Genomic DNA, 14,035 nt, shown 5'->3' with positions numbered 1-14,035 from the left:
TTATCCATATGCTTAAATTTCATCAGTACCATTCTAAATATTCAATAACTTTGTGGATAAGAAAATGGTATGAGCTCTATACTTTACTGTATTCTACTCATACCATTATTATTAATTTTAAACCTAAAATAAATTCCTTGTACCTACTTTTCTCCGTCCATTCTAACGCCTACCAAGAAGTATTTATTAAATATAAGATATATGATTACTATAGGCAGAATTGATATGCAGGCTGCTGCCATTACCTGATTCCACATGGTTCCAGCGTCCCTGGAGGAAAAGGTCTGTAGTCCTAAGGTCAAGGTGTATAAGGCTTCCGTTTTGATATAAAGCATAGGTTTTGTAAACTCATTCCAAAAGCCCATGAAGATAAATATTGCTTGAGTTGATATTACAGGCTTTGCCAGGGGCATCGCTATCCTGAAGAAGGTACCATACCTACTGAGGCCATCAATGGAGGCTGCTTCCTCCACATCCTTAGGAAAGTTCATGAAGAACTGTCTCATCATAAATATGTTTCCTATATTGGCTGCTGCAGGAATTATCAAGGAAGAAAACTTGTCCAGCATTCCTAGGTTAAGCATAATGAGATAGTTAGGTATTAAGAGAACCTGTCCTGGTATCATCATCATTGCCAGGAGCCCGTAAAACACCTTATTTCTGCCTGGAAAGCTTAGCCTTGCTAAGGCATAGCCAGCCATGGTATTAATAAACAGATTTATCACCGTTCCTATGGTAGCTACCATGAAGGAGTTAAGAAACCATTTTGGAAATAAGGATGACCTTCCAAAGATGTATTTATAGTTATCAAGGGACATATTCTCCCCTATAAGAGACATGTTGCCGCTGACAATTTCCCTTAAAGGCTTAAAGGAAGCTGATATCATCCATAAGAATGGATAAATAGTCATTACCGCTGCTATAATCAGCACTAGGTATAACAGGATTTTTCCTGGTGTAAATTTCTTATTCATCTTATATCTCCTTTCTAATAAAGACTTTCTGCTTTATTAGCCCTTTGAGCAAGAGCAGATATAATAAATATCAGCACAGCCAGGATAATTGCAAGGGTTGCTGCAAAGCCCATGGCATTTTGTGTTCCAAAGGCATATCTATAGACCATGAGAGATACCGTTAAGGTTGAATTTTCCGGTCCTCCAGAGCCATTGGAGAAAATATAAGCCTGGTCAAACATCTGAAGGGTACCTATTATACCTGTCAATAAAACATAGGTTGTCATTGATTTAAGGTAAGGAACGATAATTGAAAAGAAGGTTCTGCAGGGTCCTGCTCCATCAATGGCTGCAGCCTCATACATCGCTGCTGGTAAATCCTGAAGAGTTGCAAGATATAAGGTCATATAATAAGGTACCGTAGACCATATATTCATCATCATTATTACCTTCAGGGTAAAATCTGTGTCCTGCAAAAAGTTTATGGAGCTATCTATAAAACCAGCCTTTAGCAGCATGGCATTTACAGGTCCTGTTACGCTGAACATAAACATAAAAATCAGTGTAAGGGCAGAGCTAGAGGTCAGGGTTGGCAGGAAGTATACTGTTCTAAAGAACATCTTTCCTCTTAATTTACTGTTTAAAATTGATGCTATAACCAAAGCCAAAAAAGTCTGTATTGGAACCACTATAAGGGAAAAGGTCAGGGTGTTTTTCAGAGCAATCCTTGCAGTGTCATCCTTAAAAACCCTGAGATAATTTTCAAGCCCTACAAAGGTATATTCTCCTGTAAATAAATTCACCTTATGAAAGGATAGATATATTACAAAAAGAATAGCCAGTCCTATGAATATTCCCGTAACAATAACGGCAGGAGTTAAGAATGCAAAGGCTTGTGTATATTCTCTTTTTTGACTTGCTGTAGTCTTTTTCCTCTTAATAGCCACCTCATTAGAAGTAGTCTGTGCCACGATATTCGCTCCTTTCCTATTAAGTAAAATGTGCCCTCAAGCAACTAACTACTAAGAAGGCACATTAGTATATTTTACTTTGAATTTGCTATTTCATCGTTGGCTTGCTTATCTGAAGCCTCCATAGCATCTTGAAGAGTTCTTTCACCCTTAACAACTGATGGTATGAAATTCTGGTAAGCGGAGTTAACTATTGATATTGTAGTTCCCTTCTGCCATGGAACTGCATACTCTACTTGATCTAAATGCACCTTCCATACTGGATCTGATTCTACATCCATTACCTCTGCAATTTCTGCACTAGAAGGTAATACTCCTGCACCGGAGCACCAGGTAGCCATTCCTTCACCAGTAGCATATTTTATCCATTCCTTAGCTAATTCCTTATTTTCAGAGCCATTGTATATTGCGTATCCAACAGTAAAGGACATGGAGCTTTTTTCTCCTAAGTAGGATGGCATATCTATAACTTCAAAATTTATTTCTGGATAGTTCTGTACAAGATTTCCATAAACCCAGTTTCCTTCTTCCATGATAACAGCCTTACCAGTTCCGAAAACTTCTCCATTCCAACCAAGACCTAGCTCAGCAGGAGTCTTATAAGCATCAGTAGCTACTAAATCCATCATGAATTCTATGTTCTTAAGAGTATCTGCACTACTTAAGGTTGAATTTTCATTCTCATCCACAACGCTTCCACCATTTCTTTCAAAAAGGTGAAGATTTCTAGCTAAATCTTGATTGTAGGTCATAGCAGTAACTTGTCCTGCACCGAATTTATCATCAAGCTTCTTTTGAAGCTCAGGTAAGAAATCAACCATCTCTTCTAAAGAACCAGGAATATCCTTTACGGTCATTCCCACTTCAGCTAATAGGTCTGTATTAACATACATTGCTAGTGTAGAAACATCCTTTGGTATTGCATATACCTTATCGTCCTCTGCAGTAAATGCAGCTAATAGATTTTCATAGTACTTGTCTGTTCCCATCTCTTCTTTATCAAGCTCTTCAAGAACTCCTAAGGAAGCATAGAAAGGGAACATACTTCCATCTACATAAAATACATCTGGTGCTGTTTTTCCTATAAAATCAGCTTGAAGCTGAGTGTTTATGTCTGTATAAGTCTTAAGCTCAACAGTAGCTCCAGTTTTTTCTTCAAAGTCAGAAACCACCTTATCTAGAGCAGCAGCTTCTGCATCATTTCCTCCCCATATTCCTACGGTTAGGGTTTTACCTTCAGTGCTTCCAGCATCAGCCTTATCCTTATTACCACAAGCAGTAAAGGATAGAAGCATTGTTGAGATTAATCCCAATACTAGTAATTTTTTCATTGTCACAACTCCCTTGTTTTATCTTATTTAAAGTACTTCATATATTAAAAGCACATAAATAGGCATAATTTTCCGAATTATAAGTGTATAAATTCCTCAATTGTAGCTACTTTTTATCATTCATAGCAAGCTCAAGCTTATGTAGCAGCCTGTAGGTTCTTCCCCCATGGAGGAAGGTTACCTCCTCTTTTCCTGTGAGATTTTCTATTATGAGCTTCTGTTTATCAATGGTAAGCCTGAGAGCTTGTCCTCTCCACTCTATAGTAAAGCTCAGCTCCCTCCAGGCTTCTGGCAGCCTGGGTTCTATTCTCAAGTGGCCATCCACCATTCTCACTCCCCCAAAACCATATACTATGCACTGCCACATGCCACCTATAGAAGCTGCATGGATTCCATCCTTTGAGGAGTGCATATTTTCTCCCAGGTCTATCCTGCAGGCTCTTTTATATAGGTTATAAGCTAAAGCCCTATCTCCCATATCAGAAGCTAGTACACAGTGAGTAGAAAGGGATAAGGAGGAATCATGGAGAGTTCTTGGCTCATAATAATTCCAGTTTGCCTTTTTAATGTCCATAGAAAACCTTCCTTCTAAAAGGAAGAAAAGCATCATTATATCTGCCTGCTTTGAAACCTGAAGCTTATTAACCTGCTCCAGATTATAATCAAGGAACATTAATCCAACCTGTTCTTGCTTCTTGTATTTTGATAAATCTATATCCTCTAGGGTCAGATAGGTTTTATCCTGAGGCATTACCCCATCCTCTTCTCTAGCCCTTGGAAGATATATCTTATCCTTTTTATCCAGCCATTCTCTATAGGCTCCCCGAAGGTCCAGAACCTTATCAAGCCTATGATAAACCTCTTTGCTATTAGCCTTTATATGATCACAATACTCCATGGCCTTTTCTATATTCCAGTAGGCCATGTAATTAGTAAAGGCATTATCATCCACATGCTCCTTGTATTCATCAGGGCCTACCACATCATTGATATGATACAGCTTATCCTCCTCAGAATACTCCAGCCTTGATGTCCAGAAGATAGCAGTATCAAAAATTATTTCATAGCCATAGGTATCCATGAACTCCTGATCCCCAGTGGCCATGTAATACTGCCATACAGCAAAGGCAATATCGGCGCTTATATGCTGCTCTATAAAACCAGACCATATCTTAGTACGCATTCCCGTGACTATGTCAGCAGAGCCCCATACAGGAGTAACCTCTCCATCCTCAAGCCAGGCTGATTCCCAGGGAAACATTGCTCCCCTGTAATTATTTTCTCTTGCCTTTCTTCTTGCTCCCGGCAGGGTAAGATATCTATATTCTAAAAGTCTTCTTGCTTCTTTTGGATTGGTAAAGATGTAATAGGGAAGTATAAATATCTCCGTATCCCAGAAGCTGTGACCCTTATAGCCTTCACCGGAAATCCCCTTTGCACCAATGCTCATCCTATTGTCATGGTAAGGAGTCATAATCCTTAAATGATACTGAGCAAAACGGATAGCCAGCTGATCAAAGGCTTCCGCCGAAGAGATGCTAATGTCACAGCTGTTCCATACCGTTTCCTCCCAGGCCTTTGCTGATTCATGGGCTAGAGATATATAACCCTTAGCCTCTGCAGACTTCAGCTCCTTTAAGGCCTTGTCCTGTAGCTCTTCAAGGGAAAGTCCTTGATTATCTAAATCCCTTGAGGTATGAACATTAGATACCTTTTCTATAGTCATACCCTCTCCAGCTTTAAGACTTACCTTGAAGCTGCTGTAAATCCTTCTTCTATCCATAATGGTGCTGCTCTCTGGCTCAAAGGACATATTTCCCTTAAAGAAGCTTAAGGTACTGGTATGTACAAAATCAATATTGCTCTCCGTGGTGCTCTGGATAAACTGCATATATTTCTTATGATAAAAACGCTTCTCCCCATCGGTGAAATGCTGAGAACCGCTGTTAGTCATCCTTCCATCTATTCCAGATAGAATTTTTATGTCCAGATCCTTGTTGATGGCTTTTACTTCAACTCTTTGAGCTATCACATGAATATCCTTTAAGGACACTATTCTGTAGAAATGAAAGTCTATTTCATCCCCCTTAGGAGATATCCATATGAAGCACCTGTGAAGCTCACCGGTTCTGATATTCAGCTCTCTTCTATAGTCTCTATAGCTTCCTTTGTCTAAGGTAAAATACTCACCATTTATAAAAAACTCTATTGAAATAAGGTCTGCTCCATTGGGAAGCTCTGTAACCTCATCCTCATGAAACTTATTAAAGGTCCCCGCCACAAAAAGATTCCTAGTTTCCTTGAGATATCTTTCCTCCGTTGCTGACCTTAAGCCCATATAACCATTTCCCAGAGACATGATTGCCTCAACTTTATCTAAAAGCTCACTGTTAAAGGCCTTCTCTGCTATTACCCAATCCTCTGCTCTGGTGTAATCCATCAAGGTTTTCATAATGCTCTCCTTCTTGTTCCTTAACCCAAGCATATACCACTCTGGTTCCAGCTATCCTATCATGAAGAGTAAGTCCTTCTCCTACAAATAGCTGAACAGCACTGATTATTCCTAGCCCCCAACCTATAACTGGAATAAAATAAAAGCTCTTAAAAAGCTCTCTCATACCCAGCTCTATTAGAGTTGGCTTGGTCCCTTCTTTTCCTCTAACCCTGCAGGCTCCTAAGGATTTTCCTAGGGTAGCACCATTCATATGCTCCATAAAAAGTGTTCCATAAACCGCTAAGAGTAGCTTCAGAAGCACCTCTCCTTGAGAGTAGGGAATTTTCAAGATTTCAATTATCAGGATATACACTGGAAGAGACACTATAATATAGTCAATAAAGGCTGCAATGATTCTGATAAGTCCATCTACTCTTCTCACAACACAACCCCCGAAAACGTTTTTCCATTAATAATATATCACAGCAAATTCGACTTGTAAATTATTATTTCGACAATTTTCTTTATATTCTTAAGAGTTTTTATATACTAAAAAAATAATTGCCAGCTAAGAAAATAGCTGGCAATCTTAATTAATAAACTGCATTAAATTATCTTTTTTATATAGCATCAAAGAAACACATCTGATCACTTTCAGGAAGTCCCTGAAGACAACCAAACTTTCTCAAAAGCTCTATACCGGAGTTACCCAGCTTAGCTCTCTTTTTGATATCCTCGATGGAATTAAACTCCTCGTGCTGAGCAGCATTGTAAAGAGCTTCCGCTGCGATGCCTCCCATACCTGCTATGCTGTTGAAGGGCGGTCTTAAGCCTTCCTCCTCCAGCTGGAAGCGGTTATGATGAGACTTGTAGAGATCTATTGGAAGGAACTTTATTCCCCTTTCATACATCTCCAGAACAATCTCTAGGTCATCATACATATCCTTATCCTTAGGAGTAGCCATATTTCCCATAGCCTGAATCTCCTTCATCTTGGCTATTACCTTCTCCTTACCAAAGATCATGTATTCTGCATCGAAGGATTTTGCTCTTATGGAGAAATAAGCTGCATAATAGGCTCTCGGAATATGTACCTTGAACCAGGCTATTCTGAAGGCCATCATAACATAAGCAGCAGCATGGGCCTTAGGGAACATGTATTTTATCTTACGGCAGGAGTCAATATACCATTCCGGTACGTTATTGTCTCTCATCATCTGCTCATATTCCGGCCACTTTGAATCCTTAAGAGCCTTACCCTTACGGACTATTTCCATGATCTTAAAGGCTGAGTTTGGTGGCAGACCCATCTTTATGAGATAAGTCATGATATCATCTCTTGTACACACAGCCTCACTAAGGGTTACGGTGCCTGCTTCAATGAGGGTCTGAGCATTACCCAGCCAAACGTCTGTACCATGGGAAAGTCCTGAGATACATATAAGGTCAGCAAAGGTAGTAGGCATAGTATCTAAAAGCATACCTCTTACGAATTTTGTACCAAACTCAGGAACTCCAAAGGTACCTACCTTAGAGTTTATCTGCTCAGGCGTAACTCCCAGAGCCTTTGTAGATGAGAATATGGACATGGTCTCCTTATCATCTAAAGGTATCTTCTGTGGATCTACCCCTGTAAGGTCCTGAAGCATTCTGATTACCGTAGGATCGTCATGACCCAGAATATCAAGCTTCAGAAGGTTCTGGTCGATGGAGTGGTAATCAAAATGCGTGGTTATTATATCAGAATTAGGGTCATCGGCTGGATGCTGTATAGGACAGAATTCATAGATTTCCCTTCCCTTAGGCACAACGATGATTCCACCGGGATGCTGTCCTGAGGTTCTCTTTATTCCTGTACATCCCTTGGATATTCTAAGTATCTCTGCCTTATTCACAGAGATGTTCTTTTCCTCATAATATTTTTTCACATAACCAAAGGCAGTTTTTTCTGCTATGGTACCAATGGTTCCTGCCTTAAAGGTGGTTCCCTTACCAAAGATAACCTCTGTATATCTATGGGCCTTAGCTTGATATTCTCCTGAGAAGTTAAGGTCTATATCCGGCTCCTTATCTCCATTAAAGCCCAGGAAGGTTTCGAAGGGAATGTCTATTCCATCCTTCTCCATCCTAGTTCCGCACTTAGGACAATCGGCATCAGGAAGGTCAAAGCCTATCTTACAGCCATGGTCTTCAAAATCTGAATACTTGCAGCTAGGGCAGCGATAATGAGGTGGTAGGGCATTAACCTCAGTGATTCCAGTCATGTTGGCCACAAAGGAGGAACCAACAGAGCCTCTGGAGCCTACGAGATAGCCATCCTCATTGGATTTCCAAACAAGCTTCTGGGCAATGATATACATAACGGAGAAGCCATTTTTAATTATGGAATCCAGCTCCTTATCCAGTCTCTTCTGTACAATCTCTGGAAGGGGATCTCCATAGAGCTCATGAGCCTTTCCATAAGCAATGTCCTTAATAGTCTGCTCACAGCCCTCTATATGAGGAGGACATTTTTCTGGTGATATAGGACTTATCTGCTGGCACATATCAGCAATCATGTTGGTGTTAGTAACCACCACCTCATAAGCCTTATCCCTTCCTAAATAAGAAAACTCCTCCAGCATCTCATCGGTGGTCTTTAGGTATAAAGGAGCCTGATTATCCGCATCCTTAAAGCCCTGGCCTGCCTCTAATATACGTCTATAAATCTCATCCTCAGGATCTAAGAAGTGCACGTCACCAGTAGCTACCACTGGCTTATTGAGCTTTTCTCCTAAGGCCACAATCCTTTTATTTATAACCTTCAGGTATTCCCTATCAGGCACCTCTTCTTTTCTCACTAAATATTCATTGTTTGCCAGAGGCTGAATCTCTAAGTAATCATAATCCTCTGCTATGGTTTCAATCTCTTCGTCAGATTTACCTAAGAGGATAGATTGATAAAGCTCCCCATCACTGCAGGCGCTTCCTATAATAAGTCCCTCGGAATACTTTTTAAAAAGACTCTTTAAAATACGTGGCTTTTTATAAAAGTAGTTCACATGGGATAGGGATACAAGTCTATATAAATTCTTTAAGCCTACATAGTCCTTGGCAAGAATAATGGCATGATAGGTTCTTAGCTTTTTGTATTCTTCTTTTTTAGACTCCTCATCAGAACCAAAGACATCGATATCCTCTAGGGTTTTTGCTCCTCTTTCCTTGAGCTTTTCCAGCATAACATTGAATACCTGAACAGTGGTATTAACATCATCTAGGGCTCTATGGGCAACCTCTACCTTTATTCCCATATGCTTTGCAATTCTACCCAGCTTATAGGTCTTATACTCTGGGAAAAGATCCTTTGCTAAGGATAAGGTATCTACATAGGTAAAATCAAAGTCATAGCCTAATACCTTGGCATTTTGTTTTAAAAATCCGATATCAAACTCTGCATTGTGGGCTACTAGAACGCTGCCTTCTATGAAATCTAAAAGCTTAGGGAAGACCTTATCTATGGTCTCTGCATCCTTAACCATATCATCGGTGATGTTTGTTACCTCTACAACCCTTGCAGGGATAGGCTTTTCAGGATTTACAAAGCAGGCAAATTCATCAATTACCTTGCCATTTTGAACCTTCATAACACCTATTTCTGTGATTTTTTCCGTTACAGCAGAGAAACCGGTGGTCTCTAAGTCAAAGACGCAGTAAGTAGTATCTATGTCCTGACCCTTAGGATTCGTTACCGATGGCTTCTTATCTGGAGCGAGATAAGCTTCCACTCCATAGATAACCTTCATATCAGGATTATCTCTACCTAAGAGCTTGTGAGCCTCAGGGAAGGCCTGCACTACCCCATGATCCGTAATAGCTATGGACTTCATTCCCCAGCTCATGGCTCTCTTGATTAAATCCTTAGCACTGGACATGGCATCCATCTGGCTCATCTGAGTATGCATGTGAAGCTCTACTCTCTTAACCTCTGCCCTATCCATTCTCTTAGCTCTCTTAATTCCCTCTGCTTCTACGATGGTATTGGCAATGAGCTCAACCTCCTCGGAGAACTTGCTGTAGCCAGAGCTACCTACCAGCTTCACTCCCTTAGCCTTAGTCAGCTTGCTATAAACCTCTTCGAATTCTCCAGGCTTACAGAAGGCCTTACAGGTCATGGAGCTGGAGCCATCGTATAAATCAAAGGAAATAAGAGTCTTTCCGCTTTTTAGCTCTCTGGTTTCTATATTTGATATTTCTCCCTGAAGGGCTACTCTTCCCTCATCAGGAGTTATGTCAGTTATCTTTATAATAGGCTGCTTAATATTAGTGCTTCTTCCCATGATAAGGAATGGATCACCCTTTTTAGTTCCTTCACCACCAGCAGAGGTATCTGCTTCCTTAGGTGCAGGTGCAGGAGCATTACTCATTGCTTCCTTAATTTCCTTTTGAATCATAAGAATTTCCTTAGTCCTCTGTTCCTCCTGCAGCTTGAAGAGCTCCTCAGGAGTTATAGCATCAATAAAGTTGATTTTATAGGTGGCACCATAAATTCCCTTTATAGCTTCCTGTATTCTTAAATCATATTTCATGGATCTAAAAAAGCCTGAAACTGCCATATTGAAGGTAAAGTTAATAGAGCTTCCCTCAAGGGAAAACTTACAATCCTTGGTGAGGACAGCCTTTAAAGCAGGATATCTCTCTGCTACTATAAAAACTATATCCCTAAGCTCCTCCTCCATAGGCTTTCTCTCAACACCCTCCTGGTAGTTTACCGTGATAATGGCATCCTCTAAGGAGAATCTTTCATTAATGAAAGCTCTAAGGGTATCAAATTCTCTTACCTCTATGTACTTATCTGAGGAAAGCTTAACTTCTATGGTTCTATTTCGTTTATTAAGAACTGCAGACTCTACTATGGCAGTTGTTATATTTCCCCGGCTAGGATAGTCGCTGAAAATTTCATTTACTCTTTTCATAGTCGCCATAAAAAAACCTCTCCTGATAAATTTAAATCTGATTACATTATATAGGATTTTTTAATCTTAGGTAACAGATAAAAAAGAGATATAAGGGCACTATCCTATAAATAATCCCTAATATCTCTCTTTAGATAAGCTTACTATATTTATTTGTTTTTATATAAGATATTATTCTTCCTCTGAAGTATTCACTGTTTCCTCTGATGTTATCACTGCTTCAGTAGACTCCTCTGCTATCTCTTCTTTAGCTTTTGCAGCTTTTCTAGATGTCCTTACTTTTTTGCCAGCCTGAGCTTCTTGGGGCACGTCCCCCTCTTCAGCTTGTCCAACTTCTAAAGCTGACTCTCCTTCCTGTGACAGACCTACTGTAGGAAGGTTGTATTTCCTTCTGATTTCATTTTCAATCTCCACGGCAAGCTCAGGATTTTCCTTAAGATAAGCCTTAGCATTTTCTCTTCCCTGTCCCAGACGTGTATCCTTGTAGGCAAACCAAGCTCCACTTTTATCTACTATCTCTTCCTTAACTCCTACATCTATTATATTCCCTACTCTAGAGATTCCTTCATTATACATTATGTCAAACTCAGCCTGCTTAAAGGGAGGGGCAACCTTATTCTTAGTAACCTTTATCCTTACCCTGCTTCCTAAGAACTCATCTCCAGCCTTTATAGTATCTATCTTCCTTATATCAAGTCTCACAGAAGCATAGAACTTTAAAGCTCGTCCTCCAGTAGTTGTTTCAGGGCTACCAAACATAACACCAATCTTTTCTCTTAATTGGTTAATAAAGATCACGATACATTTAGATTTATTAATAGATGAGGTAAGCTTACGGAGAGCCTGAGACATTAGCCTTGCTTGAAGACCAATATGAGAGTCGCCCATCTCCCCTTCAATTTCAGCTCTAGGAACTAAAGCTGCTACTGAATCCACAACTATAACATCAACGGCATTGGATCTCACTAATGCCTCAGTAATCTCTAAAGCCTGCTCCCCAGTGTCCGGCTGGCTCACTATAAGCTCATCGATGTTAACTCCTAATCTCCTTGCATAGGATGGGTCAAGAGCATGTTCTACATCGATAAAAGCAGCAGCTCCATTTCTCTTTTGAGCCTCTGCTACAGCATGAAGTGCTAAAGTGGTCTTTCCTGAGGATTCTGGTCCATAGATTTCAACAACCCTTCCCTTAGGCAATCCTCCAACTCCAAGAGCTATATCTAAAGCCAAAGCCCCTGAAGGGATAGCTTCCACATCCATCTTAGAATGCTCACCCAACTTCATCACAGAGCCTTTACCAAACTGCTTTTCCAACTGCTTCATCGCTGATTCCAAAGCAGCCTGCTTCTCATTATTAATATTCATAATACCCCTCTCTTCTCTTTCAGTTTTTATTCTTCACTATTATCTATCATCTCGTTAAGCCTTTTTTCTATATCCTCATTCTTGGTATCAAGTGCTATTGCAATCTCAGCAAAGAAATTACCTTCTCTGCCTCTTTCCTACTTAAAAGCTCCAATATATCTATTTTACCATTATCTACCGAAATACTTATCTTAAGCTTTGTCCCCTTTATGGGATACAGAACATACTACCTCTTTCCCTCTTCCAAATCCAACCTCTCACATATCTCATCAATTCTGCATAATCCATGAGAAGAATAAATAATCAAATCTCCAACACTAAACATAATCCCCACTCCTTGTCCTCATACTCCTTGCTCTTATCCCTTCTCTCATCTTTTGCTCTTATCTTCTGCTCTTATCTTCTGCTCTTTGCTCTTTTCTCTATTCTCTATTCCCTTTGCTCTTTTCTCTTTACTCTTTCAACTCTTACTTCTTACCTCTTAGCTCTTAGCTGCTTTTTGCTTTTCTATCTCTTACTTCTTATGCCTTTTTCTTCCTAGCCACGGTTTTCTTCACTGGCGCCTCCGGTTTAAGCTTAGCTTTTCTTTCTTCTTCAGCCAACCTTTCTTCCTCCAAACGAGCTCTTTTAACTCTTAGCTCCTCTAAAGCCTCTGCTTCTACTGCTGGATTCTCTGCCTTAAGAAATTTTTCAAAGGCTTCTGGATACTGAAAGGCCTTTGTCTCCTTCTGATCCTGAAAACTTACATATACTTTGTCCTCTTTGACCTCTAATATTCTTCCTTTACCAAAAGAAACATGCTCTACCTTTTCACTAATCAAATCCATCCTTAGTTCTCCTTTCATCACCTTTTTTAATAAATATAACCTTATAATAAAAAAATTACTTTTACATAAGTAAACGTTTACATATTCGCCTGCATAAAAATATTTCTATATTTTTTTCTCTATTAAGTTAATCTTGCTAGAAATTCATATATATATTTTACCACTTTTAAAATAAATAATGTAAGTGAATTTTTTATAAAAGATGCCAGCTCTTTCTCTTATTCAAAGGAGCTGGCATTTTATAATCGTATATGATGATTTATCTAATTAAGCTTGCTAACCTTTCAATGGAGGAAGCCTCTCGATGATCAAAGAAAGAACTTTTCTTGTTGTCTAGTTCAGATATTTTATTCATATCATCATCGGTTAATTGAAAATCAAATATGTTAATATTCTCCTCCATCCTTTCTTTCTTAACAGACTTTGCCAGGGGAACAATACCTCTCTGCAAAAGCCATCTTAATATAATCTGTGCATTGCTTTTGTCATATTTATTTCCAATCTTTTTTAATACGGGATTTGTAAATATTTCATTTTTACCTTCAACAAAAGGTGCCCATGCTTCCATCTGTATTCCATATTTTTCATGAACAGTCTCTGCTTCTAGCTGCTGATTGAAAGGATTGACTTCAACCTGGTTAACTTGAGGAATCACTTCATTAAACAAAGTTATATCTACCAATCTATCAGGATAAAAGTTAGAGGTTCCAATAGCTCTTATCCTGCCCTTCTTGTATAGTTCTTCCATTGCTCTATAGGTTCCATAATAATCATTTAAAGGCTGATGTATTAATACTAAATCCAAATACTCTAGCTTCATCTTTTTTAAAGATTCTTCAATAGAAGCTTTTCCTTTTTCATATCCTGCATTTGATATCCATACCTTGGTTGTAATAAAAAGCTCTTCTCTTGGTACTGATGATTCATTAATTGCAGCACCTACAGACTTCTCATTTCCATAGGATTGTGCAGTATCAATTAATCTATATCCAACATTAATAGCATCTAATACAGCTCTTGTACATTCTTCCCCCTCAGGAATTTGAAAAACTCCAAATCCTACAGATGGCATCTTAAGACCATTATTTAATGTTACAAATTCCATTTATAGCTCCTCCTTGAGTTTTATATTTACTAGCTCTACAATATTATTATAAAAGTCGGTAGTAAGTACCGAGCAATTACTTTTCAGAATATTAATA

Annotated in this window: 10 protein-coding genes; all 10 read right to left on the bottom strand. The window is 39.1% G+C overall.

Features of this window, described 5'->3' with window-relative positions:
• Positions 1-143 precede the first annotated feature (143 nt).
• Positions 144-974 carry a carbohydrate ABC transporter permease gene (locus ACPWSR_RS08310; RefSeq protein ID WP_426351216.1) on the bottom strand — a complete coding sequence of 277 codons (831 nt, stop codon included), beginning with the start codon at positions 972-974 and terminating at the stop codon, positions 144-146.
• A 14-nt stretch (positions 975-988) separates the two neighbouring features.
• The gene (locus ACPWSR_RS08305) at positions 989-1,894 is read right to left on the bottom strand and encodes a carbohydrate ABC transporter permease (protein ID WP_426351368.1); all 906 of its coding nucleotides are present in this window, start codon (positions 1,892-1,894) and stop codon (positions 989-991) included.
• Positions 1,895-1,998: 104 nt separating this feature from the next.
• Entirely contained in the window at positions 1,999-3,255 is a 1,257-nt protein-coding gene (locus ACPWSR_RS08300) for a sugar ABC transporter substrate-binding protein (RefSeq protein WP_426351215.1), read from the bottom strand.
• 106 nt (positions 3,256-3,361) lie between these two features.
• The gene (locus ACPWSR_RS08295) at positions 3,362-5,707 is read right to left on the bottom strand and encodes a glycoside hydrolase family 65 protein (protein WP_426351214.1); all 2,346 of its coding nucleotides are present in this window, start codon (positions 5,705-5,707) and stop codon (positions 3,362-3,364) included.
• Complete coding sequence (locus ACPWSR_RS08290) at positions 5,646-6,131, bottom strand: RDD family protein (protein ID WP_426351213.1); 486 nt, start codon at positions 6,129-6,131, stop codon at positions 5,646-5,648. The genes ACPWSR_RS08295 and ACPWSR_RS08290 overlap by 62 nt, the downstream gene beginning before the upstream one ends.
• Before the next feature lie 178 nt (positions 6,132-6,309).
• Positions 6,310-10,650, bottom strand: a complete 4,341-nt coding sequence (gene polC, locus ACPWSR_RS08285) for a DNA polymerase III subunit alpha (protein ID WP_426351212.1) — start codon at positions 10,648-10,650, stop codon at positions 6,310-6,312.
• Between the two features lie 162 nt (positions 10,651-10,812).
• The gene (gene recA, locus ACPWSR_RS08280; RefSeq protein ID WP_426351367.1) at positions 10,813-12,000 is read right to left on the bottom strand and encodes a recombinase RecA; all 1,188 of its coding nucleotides are present in this window, start codon (positions 11,998-12,000) and stop codon (positions 10,813-10,815) included.
• Positions 12,001-12,232: 232 nt separating this feature from the next.
• Positions 12,233-12,331 carry a CarD family transcriptional regulator gene (locus ACPWSR_RS08275; protein ID WP_426351211.1) on the bottom strand — a complete coding sequence of 33 codons (99 nt, stop codon included), beginning with the start codon at positions 12,329-12,331 and terminating at the stop codon, positions 12,233-12,235.
• A gap of 196 nt (positions 12,332-12,527) precedes the next feature.
• Positions 12,528-12,833 carry a hypothetical protein gene (locus tag ACPWSR_RS08270; RefSeq protein WP_426351210.1) on the bottom strand — a complete coding sequence of 102 codons (306 nt, stop codon included), beginning with the start codon at positions 12,831-12,833 and terminating at the stop codon, positions 12,528-12,530.
• Between the two features lie 259 nt (positions 12,834-13,092).
• On the bottom strand, positions 13,093-13,938 hold the full coding sequence (locus ACPWSR_RS08265) for an aldo/keto reductase (protein WP_426351209.1): 846 nt from the start codon (positions 13,936-13,938) through the stop codon (positions 13,093-13,095).
• Positions 13,939-14,035: the final 97 nt, after the last annotated feature.

Source organism: Alloiococcus sp. CFN-8 (assembly GCF_049943125.1).
In the GTDB taxonomy this organism is placed as follows: Bacteria; Bacillota; Clostridia; order Clostridiales; family Clostridiaceae; genus JAEXZL01.
The sequence above is the reverse complement of the archived record's forward strand: the minus strand, read 5'-3'. Positions and strand labels throughout refer to the sequence as shown.

Bases quoted from the DNA above. Each gene is read 5' to 3' on its own strand.
- polC (WP_426351212.1), bottom strand. From the start codon at position 10,650: ATGGCGACTATGAAAAGAGTAAATGAAATTTTCAGCGACTATCCTAGC.
- ACPWSR_RS08270 (WP_426351210.1), bottom strand. From the start codon at position 12,833: ATGGATTTGATTAGTGAAAAGGTAGAGCATGTTTCTTTTGGTAAAGGA.
- ACPWSR_RS08310 (WP_426351216.1), bottom strand. From the start codon at position 974: ATGAATAAGAAATTTACACCAGGAAAAATCCTGTTATACCTAGTGCTG.
- ACPWSR_RS08265 (WP_426351209.1), bottom strand. From the start codon at position 13,938: ATGGAATTTGTAACATTAAATAATGGTCTTAAGATGCCATCTGTAGGA.
- ACPWSR_RS08300 (WP_426351215.1), bottom strand. From the start codon at position 3,255: ATGAAAAAATTACTAGTATTGGGATTAATCTCAACAATGCTTCTATCC.
- ACPWSR_RS08275 (WP_426351211.1), bottom strand. From the start codon at position 12,331: ATGTTTAGTGTTGGAGATTTGATTATTTATTCTTCTCATGGATTATGC.
- ACPWSR_RS08295 (WP_426351214.1), bottom strand. From the start codon at position 5,707: ATGAAAACCTTGATGGATTACACCAGAGCAGAGGATTGGGTAATAGCA.